A 16695-nucleotide genomic window follows, 5' to 3' on the forward strand; every position below is an offset into this window, starting at 1 on the left:
TGATTGCATAAGGTTTGTCTTTTTCTTGCCTATTCCTCTTGTAAAATCGTTTGGGCAACTAGCTTCACGTATTGATCCATGCCATCTGGATTTGGATGGACCCGATCTTCATAAAACCAGGACTCTTGGTCATTACTCAAATCATACCAATCGATCAAGGTCATATTGTCGTATTTTTCCGCCATGCGCTCCAACATCCGATTGACTTCATTTTGCCAACGCTGTGTCGGTACCCGCACATTGATCCAGTAGACTTTGCGATCACCGATCTCATTCATAAAGCTGTCAAATTGGGCTTCTGTAAAGGAACCATTCGTCCCTAGCCCCACAAGGACGGTATCCCGTAAAAGATTTTTTTCTTTCAAGTCTTTGATCAATTCAGGGCTCGCATACAGCTGGCGCCCAACATCCCCATCAACTACCGCTTGGGTAAAGACTTCTTTCAAGTCAGCCGTTGCATCCAGCATCACAGAATCACCAAAAGCCGTGATTTCAAGAGATTCTGCTTTTTTCACTTGGGCTGCTGTTAGATCATACTTTTCCATGATATTTTTTTCATCTTCACTCGTGTTCGCCTCATCGTCCGTTTCATTGCCTTCAGCGTTCGCATTCTTTTGCGATTGCTCAGCCGCTTTTTTATTGGCCGCAATGTTGTCTCTCAACTGCTGCTGCTGGGCATCGACATAATTCGTCGGTGCAGTCACGACGCCAAACAAAGCAACGAGGGTAATGAGTAAGCTGGGCACTAACCACGGTTTTTTCCAACTAAAAATTGGTTTACTGAACCAACCGCGGACCGTTCTGAATGTATCTTTGTACTGGAATTTACGCATTGGGTTTTCAATAAACCGATAGGACAATTCACTGATAAACAAGATCAAGAATAGTTCCACTAACGTGTGCATCAGCACGTTCTCACCGATATTTCCCACTTTTGCTTCGTAAAATATCATCACTGGAAATTGATACAAATAGATCCCATAACTGCGCTTGCCGATATAACTGAAAATCGGATTACTCAATACCCGATTCAAACTGGCTCCGGGATGAGCGGTGACTGCCACAAGAATCGTACATAAGATACTGATCAAGAACATGCCGCCATAATAGACAAAGGTCAAATGATCATCTAAGAAAAAGAACGCTGCGATCAGACCAGCCAAGGAAGCAAAACCAGAGATATTTAAGACCCGTTTGGCTTTTTGCGGTATCTCTTTCTTCAAATGGGTACTTGGCCAAATGAATGCTAAGGCACTCCCCATCCAGATCGAAAAGAGCCGCGTATCCGTTCCATAATAGACCCGTGTTGGATCAGCGCCTGGTGTGTAAAGGACCGCTAACAGAATTGCCGATAAAATCGTGACTGCGGCAGTAAATTTAAAGGCGCGATGCCTCTGCTTGCCGATTTTCATCAACAAAATAAACACTAAAGGCCAAATCAGATAGTTCTGTCCCTCCACAGCCAGTGACCACAGATGGGTAAAGGGGGATTCATTGCCGAACCGATCAAAATAGGATAACCCATGATTGATCTGCCACCAGTTGTTATAATACAGCAGCGAGCTAACAAAAACCCCGCGCAAATTATTCAGCAGGTTTCGCTGGAACAACGTGATATACGCTGCTGAGATAAGCAGCATCACCACCATTCCTGGATAGAGCCGTTTCATCCGCCGAACATAAAAATCTTTGACTTTGATTTTGCCGTTTTGATCCCACTCTTGCCTCAGCAAGTCAGTGATTAAATAACCTGATACGACAAAGAATACTGGAACTCCTAAATACCCGCCTCGCATATGAGTAGGTAGTAAATGATATAAAATAACGCCGATGACTGCCAAGGTTCGAATGCCGTCGAACCCGGTAATATAGCGGCTTGTACTTAAACGTTTGTTCATTCTCCAACCACTTTTCTCTAATTGATCCAATTGTTTCATAAAAAAACAATTTCAGCATGAACGCTATTGATTCCATACTCTCATAATTTACCAGAAATCCCCCATATAAAGCTAGCAACATCTGCTATATTTCAAAAAAATTAATTTTTGGCGAAAAAAAAGTACTTCTATAAAGAAATACTTTTTTCAACTCCTTTTTTACAGTTCTTCTTCATAAAACCGACCCAAAATCTGGACATTTTCCGCAATACTAACAAAGGCTTTTGGATCGGCTTCTTTCATAGCACTGCGCAGCATCGGCAGTTCAAAGCGTGTGACTACCGTCAGCAAAACCGTTTGTTTGTCATGCTTGTAAGCTCCTTCGGCTTCATTGATGATGGTAATGCCTCGCCGCATATGTTTTTGGATCGTTTGAATGACTTCTTCTGGGTTGCGAGTGATGATCGTCACCTGCATTTTCTTTTGTTTCGTAAAGACCGCATCCGTCACTTTTCCACTGACAAAAATCGCGATCGCACTATACAACGCATATTGCCAGCCAAACAAGATTCCGGCGGCGAACAAAATAACAATGTTAAAGAAAATCGATATCGAGCCGATCGTCTTCCCTGTCCGTTTGCGGATGGCAATGCTGACAAAATCCAGCCCTCCGGAAGAAAGACCATTCTTCAAGGCATAGCCGATCCCCACTCCATTGATGGCACCACCGAAAATCGCACAGATCATCGGGTCCGTCGTGACGGTTTCTTCTGGCAAAATTTGCACGAATAAGGATGTCAATAAAACAGTGATTCCAGTAAAGATCGTAAATTTGTGGCCGATCTTAAACCAGCCAAGAAAAAATAATGGCACATTCAACAATAATAGCGCAAGAGATAAGGGGATATAAAATCCGAGCCCTTCTCTTGAGATCGTGGTGATGATCTGAGCGACACCCGTAATGCCGCTGGAATAAATATTGCCCGGCTGATAGAAAAAATTGACCGCAATCGATGCCAGCAGTGCGTACACGATCGAGAATGAAAGTTTGTTGGCATATTCCGGATGAGGGAGCCATTTAAACAGAGGAGTCATTGCATTTCATAGCCTCACTTTTTTGATTTGCCTTTATTATACTTCAGCTCATAAAAAAAGAAACGAGCAATGAAAGAAATGGGTGAATTCTCATGAACTTTTTTCATTCATTCACCAATTTCTATTTCATCACTCATTTCATCATGATTTAACGCTTATTCGTTTTCTTCAACCGTTGTTACATCGATGTTCAAGTCAAACAACTGCATTGGCGAAACGGTACTTGGCGCTTGTGACATTGGATCAGCTGCTTTCCCATTTTTAGGGAAGGCAATGACTTCGCGAATGTTTTCTTCACCAGCCAAGAGCATCACTAATCGGTCTAACCCAAGGGCGATGCCGCCATGTGGTGGGAAACCATAATCCAAAGCATCCAATAAGAAGCCAAATTGATTTTGCATCTCGCGACGTGAGAAGCCTAGCGCTTCAAACATTTGCTCTTGCACCTCGCGTGTATGGATACGCAATGATCCGCCACCTAGCTCGTAACCGTTTAGCACGATATCGTAGGCTTGCGCATAGACTTTTGAAGGGTCTGTCGTTAACAACGGCAGATCGCTTTCTTTTGGCAATGTGAACGGATGGTGAGCAGAAACATAGCGGCCTGCTTCTTCATCGTATTCAAATTGCGGCCAGTCAGTAACCCATAGGAAGTTGAATTTGCTCTCGTCGATCAAGCCTAATTCTTTTCCTAATTTACTACGGATCGCACCTAACGTTGCTGAAACGATCTCAAAGGAATCGGCACCAAACATCAGAATATCGCCAACTTCCGCATTGGCTGCTGCAATGATCGCGTCGGTCGCTTCCGTCAAGAATTTAGCGATCGGTCCTTTCAATCCATCTTCTTCAACTTTGACCCAGGCCAATCCTTTGGCACCAAATTGACCAGCGTAATGACCTAGATTGTCCATGTCTTTTCTGGAGTATTTGTCTGCAGCCCCTTTGGCGTTCAAGACTTTCACAACGCCGCCTTTTTCAAGAGCCATTTGGAAGACTTTAAAATCAACGTCTTTCACAACTTCTGATAAGTCGATAAGCTCCATGTCAAACCGTGTATCTGGTTTGTCACTGCCGTAGCGTCCCATTGCCTCATCATAGGTCATCCGTGGGAATGGCAAGGTAACTTCGATGCCTTTGACTTCTCGCATCACTTTTGCCAATAGCTCTTCCGTATAGGTTTGAATTTCTTCTGCCGTCAAGAAAGAGGTTTCGATATCGACTTGGGTAAATTCTGGTTGACGGTCGCCCCGCAAATCTTCGTCACGGAAGCAACGTACGATTTGATAGTAGCGATCGAAGCCAGCACCCATCAATAACTGTTTAAAAATTTGTGGTGATTGCGGCAACGCATAGAAATGACCTGGATAGATCCGTGAAGGAACCAAATAATCCCGCGCACCCTCTGGTGTTGATTTTCCTAGATAAGGTGTTTCGATATCCAAGAAGTCGTTCGTATCTAAGAAATTGCGGATCGCTTGCGTCGTTTTCGCCCGCATCACGATGTTGTTCGTCATTTTTGGACGACGCAAGTCTAAATAACGATATTTCATGCGAATCTCATCGCCAACGGTTTGATCATCTTCAATCAAGAAGGCTGGTGTTTTTGCAGTGTTTAAAATCGTGATTTCGCTGATCATCACTTCATAGGCACCTGTCACCATTTTCGGATTGATGGCTTCTGGTGCACGATTGATGACTTGACCTGTTACTTCTAACACATATTCACTGCGGCATTTGTCCGCGATTTCCCAGGCTTCTTTCGAAACCTCAGGATTGAAGACGATTTGCACGATCCCTTCTCGGTCGCGCAAGTCAATAAAGATCACGCCCCCTAAGTCACGGCGCTTTTGCACCCAGCCTTTTAGCGTTACTGTCTGGTTTAAATGGGTCTCATTTACTAACCCGCAATATACTGTACGTTTTGTCATTCTTTTTCTCCTCACTCAAACATTTTGGTTGTCATTTCATCGTAAATCTCATCGAAGCGGGCATAAAGATCCGCTAACGGAAATTGTTTTTCTTCACGGCTTGCCATGGATTTGATATTGATCACTTGTTCTGCTAATTCTGTTTCGCCTAGAGTCAGAACCAACCGTGCTCCTTGTTTATCAGCAGATTTAAACTGGGCTTTGGCTTTACGATCCATGAAATCACGATCGGCAGAAAAACCGAAATTACGAATCGCTTGCACGACTTTCAACGCTTCTAAATTGGTTTCTTGTCCCAAACCAACCACATACGCATCTAACTCATTCAAAGCAGGAATCACAACTTCTTCGGCTTCCATAGTGATCAATAAACGTTCGATCCCTAAAGCAAAACCAAAACCAGGTGTTTCTGGTCCGCCTAGCTCTTCCACTAAATGATTGTAACGACCGCCGGCACAGATGGTGGCTTGCGCCCCCATTTTTGGTGCCTCACTCATAATCTCAAAAATCGTGTGGGTATAATAATCCAACCCGCGCACCATATTTGAATCAATCTCATAAGGGATCTCCAACGCATCCAGCATATTCGTTACAGTTTCAAAATGTGCCTTGGCATCTGGTGTTAAGTAGTCTAGGATCGATGGTGCATCCGCCACAAATTTTTGGTCACGCTTATCTTTACTGTCAAGGACCCGCAAAGGATTTTCATGCAAGCGGCGTTTTGAATCCTCACTAAGCTCCGCTTCATGGGGCGCTAGATAGTCGATCAACGCTTGCCGATAGTTTTGGCGTGTCTCTTTGTCACCTAATGAATTGATGACCAAGCGCAATTGACTCAGTCCTAATTGACGATAAAAATCCATTGCCATCGCCATTGTTTCAACATCGGTCGCTGGATTTGCTGAACCGAAAACTTCGACACCGATTTGGTGGAATTGACGCAAACGGCCTTTTTGCGGACGTTCATAACGGAACATTGGTCCCATGTAAAACACTTTATAAGGCTTCGTATGTTCTGGTCCGAATAGTTTGTTTTCGACATAAGAACGAGCGATCGGTGCAGTGCCTTCTGGACGCAACGTCACATGACGCTCTCCTTTATCGTAGAAATCATACATTTCTTTTGAAACGATATCCGTTGTGTCCCCGACACTGCGGGCGATCACTTCAAAGTGCTCAAAAATCGGCGTCCGAATCTCGTTGAATTGGTAATCGCGAAACACTAAACGTGCTGTTTCTTCCACAAATTGCCATTTTTCGGATTCTCCTGGCAAAATATCGTTGGTTCCTTTTGGACGTTGGTAACTCATCGTATGCATCCTCCTATTTGTTTCATGGTTGCCCATGTTCTTTGCTTTCATTACTTGTTTGCTTATTCACCTAATGTTTGTTGCTCGTTGATGTGGGTGGGTTGTTCTCGTGTTTGGCTTTTGGGTTATTGCGCTTTTAGTGGTTGGTTGCTGCTGGTCATCATCTATTCTGTCTTGCTCCAAAAGACAATCCCAGTGATTCCTAGTTTGGTTACTACGCTCCCTGTGGTCGCCTAGTACTGTTCATCATCTATTCTGTCTTGCTCCGCAAGCCAATCATAGTGATTCACAGCAAAAAACTCGCCCTTGTTTTTTATACAAGGGCGAGTTTTGATTACACGCGGTACCACCTAAATTCGAGAAATGTTCTTCTCCTCTCGATTAACGCTCGGTCACGGAACAGCTTTTCTTCTGTTCATCTCCAGATTGTCTTTCCTTTACACGTCCTAAACTGCTTTCAGCCGGGGCAGTTTTCTCTTTTAAGGAGTAGAATAAAGTACTCGATCCTTCACTGATTTTTGATATTATCTATAAACTACAAGAAAGCTATGAAAAAGTCAAGGTGTTTCACTGTCTTTTTCATTCCGCTGCTCTCTAGTAGCATTTTCTCTAGTGGTCAACACAAAGAAGCTCTCCTTCTGTTTGCTTTTCTTCCTTTTTGCGTTATGCTGAATAACGAAGGTTTTGTTTCTATGAAAGGAGCTGTTTTTATGTCTTTATATTCAGGCTATATCCGTCAACCACACTACTATGAGACCGATCAAATGGCGATCATCCATCACGCCAATTATATCCGCTGGTTTGAAGAAGCCCGAGTGGAATTACTCGCGTTTTTGGATTTACCGTATCATACCATCGAAGAAGCGGGCTTGATCGTTCCCGTGCTGGAAGTCAGTGCGCAATACAAAACGATGATTCGTTACGAAGATGAGGTGCGAATCGATGTTTTGGTCGACAAATATACTGGCACGCGTTTGGATTTTCGCTATGAGATCTACAAAACTAGCGATGGTCAGTTGGCAACGACGGGGACTTCAAAGCATTGTTTTTTAGCAAAAGAGACCAATCGCATCGTGCAGCTGAAGCGTAGTTTTCCTGAAATCCATCAACGATTTGCTGATTATGCTGCCCTGTCAGGAGAATAATCAATTCTGATCACTCATTTAAGTCAAAATCCTTGCTTTTTGAAACGGCTTTCGTATAATCAAAAGTAATTTCAGGGAAGGATGATGGCGATGTACGTGATTAAAGTTTTGCATGGTTACATTGGCAAAGATGGTCGTCGCACTCGTGAAAAAATTCCAGACAAGTTATGGGTCTTTGAAGATCGGAAGCAGTCCGAAGCATTTGCAGATAAAATTGGTGGTCGCGTCAAACCGTTAACTGAAGTCAAACAGCATACGTAAAAAAATAAGCCGTTATCGTCTTTTGCTCATAGACGATAGCGGCTTATCTTTTTTACTGCGAAACAGGATTAGTCATCCAATTCGGTTTCTAGTACTTCACCTGTTTGGGCATTGATTTTCACATCTATTTGTTTGTTGCCATCTTCTACCTTGACTTCCCAATAGGTTACATTCATTTCTTTGTCTAATGACCAATCTGTTGCTTGACCACCGCCAGCTTCTTTCACGGCGATATCAGAAATTTCTTCCAATGAAAGCAAGTTGGTTAGGTCCAATTGATCGGCATCTTTTTTGACACCGTTTTGTTCATCGGCATCCAATTTTTCCGTTCTTTCTTCAGAAGTTTCTTTGGTTTCTGCATCGATCTTTAATTCAAACTCATTCGTGTCATCCACGCCTTCTACTTGGTAGAAGTAATTGCCAAAAGAAGTATCCAAATCAATCGAAGTGATCGCTGCATCTGGGTATTTGTCTTGGAATATTTGGATCGCTTCTTCTACGGTCACCGTAGGTAAGCCGCCGTTGGCGATCGCTGCACTGCTTGAAGAGCTGTCTGTTGCTTGTGACGACGTTGTTTCACTTGATGAGGCAACTGCTGTGCTTGAGCTGCTGTTTTGCGCAGGTTCTGAATTTCCAGTGTTGTTTTGTGTACATCCTGCCAATAATCCCAATGCGGCAATTCCGAATAAAATAGTTGTTTTTTTCATGTTTCATTCCTCCAATTGTTTGTGTATTCCCTTTTTCTATATATTTAGAATAACAAGTTCCTCATGAAAAAGAATCAAAAATGCTTGAAGAAAATCTAAAAAAATCTTCATCTTTCTCTTTCATTTGGAAAGGCAAGTTTAAAGATACTGCCTTGCGGTTGATTGTCTGTCACGGTAATTTTGGCATGATACTTGTCTGCCAGCTGTTTTACCAATGAAAGCCCGATGCCTGAACCAGCAATCTGGCTAGAACGAGAATCTTCTACCCGATAGAACCGTTCAAAAATCAAGGCTTTCTTATCATCGGGAATCCCAATGCCAAAATCGGCGACGGTTAAAGACAACTGCCTTTGCTCTTGCGTCAAGGTCACATGAATCGGCTGATCGGCAGGTGAATACTTCGCGGCATTTTCTAATAGGTTTTGGATGATTTGCTGGAAGTCACGTTTATGTCCACGTTTCATACATTGGTTCTCCACAAAATATTCAATTGATTGCGGAACGATCGTCGCTTGTTTTTCACACTCTTCTCGGACGATCTGGGAAACATCAACAAGGGTCATTTCATCTTGGGATTGATTTTTTTCTAGGTCCAACAATTGATTGCTCAATGTTTCCAAACGCTTCGACTCTTTGTCGATAAACGCCATTGAGGAAGGAATGACTTCGGGATGTTTGGTTCCACGCCGCTGGATCAATTGGACATGTCCGCGAATCGCAGCTAAAGGTGTTCGCAGCTCATGGGAAGCATCGGCAACGAACCGTTTTTCCCGTTCGATCGTCTCTCGCTGTTCTTTCAATAATTTATTAAAGGCCAATGCCACCGAACGAATCTCGATGGGCTCTTCAGAAACCGTCAGTTCTCCTGTTCGGCTTTGTTCAATGGCAGCAATTTCTTGCGCCATGCCGGTAAGTTTCTGACTCCATTTCCCGACACTCCAATAAATCAGCAGGCTGCCAATCACAACAGCGATCAGATTCAAGAAACTGCTGATCATAAAGAGGCCATAGGCTAATTCCACACTATCCTCCCCATTGATAGCGATCGTCACCTGATCCCCATCGACTTCTTGGGTTTTCGTGTAATAGATGCCATCCTCTGTAAAAACGATGTCTTCGAGAAATGGCATCACTCGCCCTTGATTGATATCGGCAAAAATCTCTTCCGCATCTTCTGATGAAACGACACTGCCATCGGCTAAGATCACTTGCAGGGCGTCTTCTTCATCTGCCGAAACATAGGCATTGACGAGAGTGTCCCAAGCATCCCCTGATGCCTCGCCTTTTTCGATGGCTTCAAGGATGTTGCTGGCACGATTTTCAATATGTTCAAACAAATAACCTACGGACAATAGAATAAACAGCAGATTGAAGAGAATCAACAGACCAAAGAGTATCAAGGAAAAGCGGCTCGTCAATTGAAACTGGGCTGTTTTTCTACGTTGGTTGACTGACTTATTCTTCATGGTCGGTCCTCAAGACATAGCCTAATCCTCGAACGGTTGCGATCATTTTGCCTTTGCCGCAAACATCTAGCTTGTTCCGCAGTGTACGGATATAGACATCTACAACATTCGTTTGACCGTCGTATTCATAACCCCAAATCTCATTCAATAGGTCATCTCTTGTTTTGACGACTTCCGGCTCTTTCATTAGTTCATATAAAATCCCAAATTCTTTGGGCGTCAATTCGATGGTCTCTCCAGCAATTTGAACCAAGTGCTTGGCGATGTCCATCATCAACTCCCCCGCCACTAATTGGTTTTGCTGGTTCTTTTGTTGTTTGGCTTCTCTTTGCAGCCGCCGCTCGATCACCCGAATTCTGGCAAACAGTTCTTCGATTTCAAAAGGTTTCGTTAAATAATCATCTAATCCGACATCAAGCCCCGTCACCACATCGGCGGTTTGATTTCTGGCGGTCATCATCAAAATCGGGATGTCGCTTTCTTTGCGTATCCGCCGCGCCACTGTGATGCCATCATAGATTGGCAGCATCCAATCCAATAAAATCAGATCAAAGGCATTTGCTTGCTGATTGAACAAGGTCAATGCCTCTTGCCCATCTTTGGCCCAGACCGTGTCATATCCCTCAAAAGTCAATTCGGTCTGGATAAAACTGGCTAAACTTTCTTCGTCTTCTACTAGCAAGATCTTCAAAGCCATATGCGCCCCTCCTCCTGTTTTGCTTCTATCATAACGGATTTTTTCGAAACTTCCTAACTGATTGAAAGAAAAAAACATGAAGATTTTTTCATGTTCGACCAAAAAAAGACGGCACGAACCAAGGTTCACTCCGTCTTTCGTTATTCCATTTTTTTTGCTAGCTGATACGTGCCAACAAGTTCTCCTTTTTCGAGTTGAAGCACGTAAGGACATGTTTCAACTAAAAACTCACGATCATGACTGATCACGGCTAATAAATCAACTTCTTTAGCGACTGTTCGCAACAGTTTTGCGACTTCCTCCATTTGCTGCAAATCTAACCCACTCGTTGGTTCATCGAAAAACAACAGGCGTTTACCAGAAAGCAGGGCACTGCCGATGGCAACTCGTTGTTTTTCCCCACCCGACAAGCTTTGCGGATGTCGGGCAAGGAGTGGTGTTAAGTGCAACAATGAGACAATTTCTTCAAAACGAGCTGGGTTTTGGGCTTTGATCAGCAACTCTTTTTCCACCGTTTCAAAAAACAGCTGCAAGTTGACATCCTGCATCACAAGAAAACTTTCCTGCAGCAGCTGCTTTTGGGTCCGCTTTTGTCCATTGATGGTAAATACTGCTTCTGGGCATTTTTTCAATCCTGACAGGACTTGCACCAACGTACTTTTGCCAGCACCATTTGGTCCAACGATCCCCACAGCTTGCTTCGTCGGCAATAGTAGTTCAGGCAAGTTGAGCGCCCAATTTCTGCTGTTTGCCGAGCGTTTTGATTGCTTGATCTGCAGATGCGTTGCCGTTAATCCAGATTTTTCTGGCAAAGATTCTCGGCAGTGCTGAGTTTCCAATGCCGCCTCACCTACTTTTCGCAATCCCAACTCGTGAATTGCCTCCTCTGATAGTGACAAAAGCTGAGCTGCTGGATAAGACGCCCGCAATCGTCCTGCTTCTAATAGACAGAAGCGATCTGCCAGTGGCGCCAAATACGCCAAGCGGTGTTCGGCGATCACAATGGTTTTCCCTTGTTGTTTTAAAGAAGCCAATCCTTGAGTCAACTTTTGGATCGCTTCTTGATCCAAATTACTGGAAGGCTCATCCAATAAGAACACATCATGGGGCAACATCGTTGCTGCAGCGAGAGCAATCAGCTGCTTCTCCCCACCAGATAGGTCAAAGACACTAGCATCAAGCAATGGGGTCAGGGAAAACTGCTGTGCTACTTCGGTGATTCGCTGCCGAATGTTTTCTGGTGCGACGCCCGCATTTTCCATCGAAAAAGCCAACTCCGAATAGACATCCGTGGTGAAAAATTGAGTCTTGGGGTTTTGAAAGACGACGCCAATCGTCTGGGCATAATGGGAGAAATCGGCAACTGGCAAGTCTGTTTCGCCTACACGGATCTTCCCTTGCACTTCGGCAGGATACAGCTCAGGGATCAAGCCATTCAAAACATTGAGCAGGGTCGATTTGCCGCTGCCACTAGCGCCGCACAAAACGATGACTTCCCCAGCTGCGACCGTCAAAGAGAGCTCAGATAATACGGTTCGATTTTCTCGTTTCACTGACACTTGTTCTAATGTGATCATCCAAGCCACATCCTTTTCACGATAAAACCGCCTAATGCTAAAAAGACCAAGCCATCCCACCAGCGCAGCTTCAGTTCGTGGACGGTGGTATGGGGAGTTTCTGATGCTAACCCGCGAACCAGGGCCGTAGCGGACAGTTCGGTTGCGGTCTTTTCAGCCGACATCAGTAATGGGATCAAAAAATACTCCGCACTTTGCAGTGGATGAAGCAAGATCGATCCTGCCGACAGCGAGATGCCGCGAAAGCGCATCGCTTGGCGAATACTTTTGAAATCTTGTACCAATGTGGGGAAAAAACGAAATAAGACTGCCAGCGGGACTAATAATACGTTGGGCACGTGCATTTTTTGCAGCGCAGCCATCCACTCACTGTTTTTCGTCCCGCTAATGGCAAAAGCCGCCGCCATGATCGTTGGCAATAAGCGGCGATAACCGACGGAAAAGAAATCCAGCAACACGATTAGTACGTGGTTGCCTTGGCGAAACAAAAAACTATCTGCCATTGTCAGCAAGACAAACACGCCATAGAGCAGCAAGCCTTTTTTCCAAAAGCCGCTGACTATAAATAGCAGCAGCAAGAAAGTGACAAAGGCAAACTCATCGATCCAGCTGATGGTCACCATCATAGTAAAACTAGCAAAGAGAATCACCGCTAATTTGCTGCGGGGATCAAACCTTGTTTTCGACACATTCCTCACCCTTTATGCGATTGGATCGTTGGTTGAAAATGTTTTTCCATCAAGCGACTGCCGATACCTAAACCAGCCACCGCACCAATCAAAACCGCCAATGCACAAAGCCCTAACATCAAATTGGAGGTATGAGCAAACACGCCGGCAATGTAGGTTTCATCTTTTCCGCGAGCCACTAATGAATCGATGTAGGCATTTTTCATAAACCACAGGGGTAAGATCGGACCCATCAAGCCAAAACTAAAGACGATATAACTCGCCAGTACGCGAACGTTTCCTTTGAGCTTTGTTTTGTATTGGATCAAATCAGCTGCTAAGGCACAAATCATATTGGGCAAAAAGGCCAATGGAAAATGTCCTGAAATCAAAAAAAAGAGCCCTACCACGGTACCCATAATGGTGATTGCGCCAAATTTCGGTACTTTACTCAATAAAATCAGATAGATAATGCCAGAAAACAAAGCGGTGACTGCTGGAATAAATAAATTATGAAAACCTGGTATCACAAAACGCAAAATCAATAGACAGATGCTCATTAAAAGAAAATAGATCGCTGTATAGATCCCTACTGCAATTAAATCTTGAACCTTTAGTTTTTTCACTGCGTATACGCTCCTTCTTGCAAGCAATCAATGAAAAAACCGTTGCTGCTTGCTTGTACAAACTTATTTTTACAAAGCCTCAGTATAGCATAAAGCAGACGTTTTTATGGGGTGATATGCTTACCAACAGTCGATTTTCTTCTAAAACAGAACCAACAAATAGAGGTGTCTTCTGAATGGCTCCATTTCAACACACAGGTACCTTTAAAGAATCACTAATGGAAAAATGAATCTTTCACACGCTTAGTTGTTTTCTCCTCTTCCCATCTTTGCGAAATTAATGAATAATAGACAAGGACAAACACTTAAAATCAGCAAAGACTCGCCATCTTTTTTCTTTTTTTTAGAAACCAGCAGGTATGTCTATAAAAAAACAATAACCAAGTTGACCGTCGCTTGTTAACGGAAGAAAATCAACGCTGTACTGCTATGTAAACACCCCAAACCCAACTGTAAAAACATTTTGACACTTGATTTCAAGGCATTGTCAAAGACATTTGATCGTTAGAATGCAGACATTGGCCTAAACTAATGGTAGAAGGAGCGGATAAAATGAACTTAAGCAAACAAATAAAAAAACATCGTGAACGATTAAGTCTCTCTCAGGAAGGGCTGGCAGAAAAACTCTATGTCTCCCGACAAACGATCTCCAATTGGGAGAATGAAAAAAGCTATCCTGATGTTCACAATTTATTATTGCTCAGTGTTCTATTTGATGTTTCTTTAGATGAATTAGTCAAAGGGGATGTTGAACAAATGAAAGAAACGATTGAGAAAACAGAAATGGATCGTTACACAAAAATGATGCTGCTTTTTATACTATTGACCGCACTCTCTGTTGGTCCTGCTCTTTATTTACCCGGATACTGGTGGATTGTCCCGCCTCTATGTTTTTGGCTCGTCTCCATGTATGCCGCATTAAAGATCGAAAAAATCAAGAAAACCCAAAATATCAAAACGTATAAAGAGATCGTTGCCTTCATGGAAAATCAAGACCTCGATGCCATTAGGATAAAGCGCGACGTCAAAAAAGATTTCTTTTCAACAGCAGTCATCGTCGTGGTCTTTACCTTGATCGTCGGCATCATCGCATGCCTTAGTACACTGCCGCATTTACTGATGCGCTGACAAAAAATACAGGGTGTAGCTGCTTTTATGATGAAGCCGCTACAACCTGTGTTTTTTTCAATTCAATGATCTCATCCGCATAAATCAAATTTTTCGGGCGATGGGTGATCATAATGACTAGTTTATTTTTCAATTGGTCTTTGATCGCTGCAAAAAGCTTTTCTTCTGTTGTTTCGTCTAAAGCAGATGTGGCTTCATCAAGAACAATGACTTCTGCGTCTGAGAAAAACAATCGGGCAAAAGCGATTCGCTGTTTTTCCCCACCAGAAAGGTTGGCTCCTTTTTCTCCAATTTCAGCAGACAGTCCTCCCATGAGTCCCTGATAGAATACGCCTAATTGACATTTTTCTAATACCGTTATGATTTCCTCGTCTGCGATTTCCTTATCAAAAATAATATTCTCTTTCAACGTTCCTTGGAAGATTGGCGCATCTTGCGATAGATAAAAGATATGCTCATAGAAATCATTTAAGTTGTAAGCAGCTAAATTTTTGTGATTGATCAGGATCGCACCGGTCGTCGGCTGATACAAGCCTAAAATCGTTTTGACCAGCGTTGATTTTCCTGCGCCGCTTTCTCCTACTAACCCATAAATCGCTCCCCGCTTCAGCTCCAGTGTGCTATTGGTTAAGATTTGCTTTTCTTGAAGTGTGACGGATAGATCCTTAACTGTGATGCAGTTGATGGTCTCAGACAATGCATCGCCTTGTGTTAATGCTTTGTCCTCTGGCAGATAGAAAAATTCGTTTAACCGTGCAAAGGCAACTTTATCTAAGTTGTATTGAACAAAAATCACGTTAAATATTGCAACAGGCGTGTAGATTCGATCCACATAAATAATCAGTGCTGCTAAACCGCCCAAACTGACCGTAATCTGATTTGTAAATGCCAGTACCACAATTGCGACTTTGATCAATGCGACTAAAACTGCAAAAAAACCAAAGAAAAACTCATGGATCATCGTCATTTTTGTCAAACGTTCTGTTGTGTCAGCAGACATGTTTTTATATTGTGCGATCTCTTTTTCAAACCGTTTATTGATCCGAAACGTGACCATTTCCGTTAGTCCGCGAATAAAGGTGCTGTTCATGGCTTCTTCTGAAACTAGCGCACGTTCTTTGAGAGAGCGTAAAACTTTCAAAAGCAGATTGGTCACGATAAACACCACTAGATAGCCCACAAGGATCGCTGGAATCAACCTTTTATCGATCATAGCAATAAAAGCTAAGTTAAACAGTGTTTCGGGAAGCAATTCTTTAAACAAGCGTCCATAAAAATTCAAATGGATATTTCTGCCCGCCGCTGCTCCCGCTTCGGTTTTCTGTAAGAGTGCTCCAGAGCCGATTTGCAAGTATTCGGAATAGGCAATCTTGCTGATTTTTACTAAAGCTTGTTCTTTGAGATAGAAATACATGCTGTTGTGCAATGTTGTTTTTGGTTTCTGCTCGAGATAGGACAAAAGTGGTACCAGTACTAGCGTTAACCCATAGATAAAAACAACTGGCCAATCAAGTGTCTTGCCAAATGAATCGAGTAGTTTTTGAAAATAAAAGACATTCGCGGCACTCAAAAATGAGACTGCAATTCCAATCCCAATATATACCATCAATCCTTTTTTAAAATGCCGCCATAAATCAATTGCCATCGTACGCTCCTTTTGCTGCAGTGTTCGTGAAAAAATCGTGAGACAAATAAAACAAACGCTTTCAAAAGTATAATCTATTTTTCGCTTAATGGAAAGAAACATATGAAAGATAGTGAGAAACCCTTCTTCGGTCATCGAGAAAAAACAAAAAACCCCGCTCAAAGAGCGGGGCTAACGTTGTTCCCAACGATTGATTATTTGTTTAAAGCGTCTTTTGCTTGGTCAGCTAATGCAGTAAATGCTGCTGCATCGTTTACAGCCAAGTCAGCTAACATTTTGCGGTTGATGTCGATTTCAGCTAATTTCAAGCCGTGCATCAATTTTGAGTAGCTTAAGCCATTCATACGAGCCGCTGCGTTGATACGAGCGATCCACAATTTGCGGAAGTCGCGTTTCTTTTGACGACGATCGCGGTATGCGTAGTTGTATGAATTCATTACTTGTTCTTTTGCTGTTTTAAATAGAGTGTGTTTAGAACCGTAGTAACCTTTTGCTAATTTAAGCACTTTTTTACGACGTTTACGAGTTACTGTTCCACCTTTAACACGTGCCATGTATAATT

Annotated in this window: 15 protein-coding genes and 1 other annotated feature; of the genes, 3 read left to right on the plus strand and 12 right to left on the minus strand. The window is 43.0% G+C overall.

Annotated features, from left to right (window positions below; translation table 11 throughout):
• Window positions 1-29: 29 nt before the first annotated feature.
• The 4 genes from IGI78_RS13675 to hisS all read right to left on the minus strand — a co-directional run bounded on the left by IGI78_RS13675 (window position 30) and on the right by hisS (window position 6213).
• Entirely contained in the window at window positions 30-1898 is a 1869-nt protein-coding gene (locus IGI78_RS13675) for an acyltransferase family protein (RefSeq protein WP_096741702.1), read from the minus strand.
• Window positions 1899-2096: 198 nt separating this feature from the next.
• Complete coding sequence (locus tag IGI78_RS13680; RefSeq protein WP_010750004.1) at window positions 2097-2972, minus strand: YitT family protein; 876 nt, start codon at window positions 2970-2972, stop codon at window positions 2097-2099.
• A 155-nt stretch (window positions 2973-3127) separates the two neighbouring features.
• Window positions 3128-4903 (minus strand): aspartate--tRNA ligase, encoded by a 1776-nt coding sequence (gene aspS, locus IGI78_RS13685; protein ID WP_195266172.1) that lies wholly within the window; start codon window positions 4901-4903, stop codon window positions 3128-3130.
• Between the two features lie 11 nt (window positions 4904-4914).
• Window positions 4915-6213, minus strand: a complete 1299-nt coding sequence (gene hisS / locus IGI78_RS13690) for a histidine--tRNA ligase (protein ID WP_034857522.1) — start codon at window positions 6211-6213, stop codon at window positions 4915-4917.
• Between the two features lie 316 nt (window positions 6214-6529).
• Window positions 6530-6734: a binding site (T-box leader), on the minus strand.
• A 189-nt stretch (window positions 6735-6923) separates the two neighbouring features.
• Here hisS and IGI78_RS13695 point away from each other — a divergent pair.
• Together IGI78_RS13695 and IGI78_RS13700 are read left to right on the plus strand one after the other, a co-directional pair.
• Window positions 6924-7358, plus strand: coding sequence for an acyl-CoA thioesterase (locus tag IGI78_RS13695; RefSeq protein WP_008379539.1), 435 nt, complete (start codon window positions 6924-6926; stop codon window positions 7356-7358).
• A gap of 90 nt (window positions 7359-7448) precedes the next feature.
• Window positions 7449-7619: a hypothetical protein gene (locus IGI78_RS13700; protein WP_008379536.1), complete on the plus strand. Its 171-nt coding sequence runs from the start codon at window positions 7449-7451 to the stop codon at window positions 7617-7619.
• Between the two features lie 68 nt (window positions 7620-7687).
• Here IGI78_RS13700 and IGI78_RS13705 read toward each other — a convergent pair whose 3' ends face one another.
• The 6 genes from IGI78_RS13705 to IGI78_RS13730 all read right to left on the minus strand — a co-directional run bounded on the left by IGI78_RS13705 (window position 7688) and on the right by IGI78_RS13730 (window position 13360).
• Window positions 7688-8326: a PepSY domain-containing protein gene (locus IGI78_RS13705; RefSeq protein WP_430618085.1), complete on the minus strand. Its 639-nt coding sequence runs from the start codon at window positions 8324-8326 to the stop codon at window positions 7688-7690.
• 107 nt (window positions 8327-8433) lie between these two features.
• Window positions 8434-9792, minus strand: coding sequence for a sensor histidine kinase (locus tag IGI78_RS13710; RefSeq protein WP_195266174.1), 1359 nt, complete (start codon window positions 9790-9792; stop codon window positions 8434-8436).
• The gene (locus IGI78_RS13715; protein ID WP_244353106.1) at window positions 9782-10489 is read right to left on the minus strand and encodes a response regulator transcription factor; all 708 of its coding nucleotides are present in this window, start codon (window positions 10487-10489) and stop codon (window positions 9782-9784) included. Before IGI78_RS13715 ends, IGI78_RS13710 begins: the two co-directional genes overlap by 11 nt.
• A 140-nt stretch (window positions 10490-10629) precedes the next feature.
• The gene (locus IGI78_RS13720; RefSeq protein ID WP_195266178.1) at window positions 10630-12066 is read right to left on the minus strand and encodes an ABC transporter ATP-binding protein; all 1437 of its coding nucleotides are present in this window, start codon (window positions 12064-12066) and stop codon (window positions 10630-10632) included.
• Complete coding sequence (locus IGI78_RS13725; protein ID WP_142964538.1) at window positions 12063-12764, minus strand: energy-coupling factor transporter transmembrane component T; 702 nt, start codon at window positions 12762-12764, stop codon at window positions 12063-12065. The genes IGI78_RS13720 and IGI78_RS13725 overlap by 4 nt, the downstream gene beginning before the upstream one ends.
• Window positions 12761-13360 carry an MptD family putative ECF transporter S component gene (locus IGI78_RS13730; RefSeq protein ID WP_087628020.1) on the minus strand — a complete coding sequence of 200 codons (600 nt, stop codon included), beginning with the start codon at window positions 13358-13360 and terminating at the stop codon, window positions 12761-12763. Before IGI78_RS13730 ends, IGI78_RS13725 begins: the two co-directional genes overlap by 4 nt.
• Window positions 13361-13912: 552 nt before the next feature.
• On the opposite strand from IGI78_RS13730, the gene IGI78_RS13735 reads away from it, so the two are divergent.
• A complete protein-coding gene (locus IGI78_RS13735; RefSeq protein WP_252708868.1) occupies window positions 13913-14488 on the plus strand; it encodes a helix-turn-helix transcriptional regulator in 576 nt (191 codons plus the stop codon).
• Window positions 14489-14513: 25 nt separating this feature from the next.
• On the opposite strand, the gene IGI78_RS13740 is transcribed toward IGI78_RS13735, so the two are convergent.
• Both IGI78_RS13740 and rplT read right to left on the minus strand, forming a co-directional pair.
• Entirely contained in the window at window positions 14514-16133 is a 1620-nt protein-coding gene (locus tag IGI78_RS13740; RefSeq protein WP_195266182.1) for an ABC transporter ATP-binding protein, read from the minus strand.
• Between the two features lie 194 nt (window positions 16134-16327).
• A complete protein-coding gene (gene rplT, locus IGI78_RS13745; protein WP_010749133.1) occupies window positions 16328-16687 on the minus strand; it encodes a 50S ribosomal protein L20 in 360 nt (119 codons plus the stop codon).
• Window positions 16688-16695: the final 8 nt, after the last annotated feature.

Origin of the sequence: Enterococcus sp. DIV1767, from assembly GCF_050542585.1 — a bacterium.
Lineage (GTDB): Bacteria > Bacillota > Bacilli > Lactobacillales > Enterococcaceae > Enterococcus_D > Enterococcus_D innesii.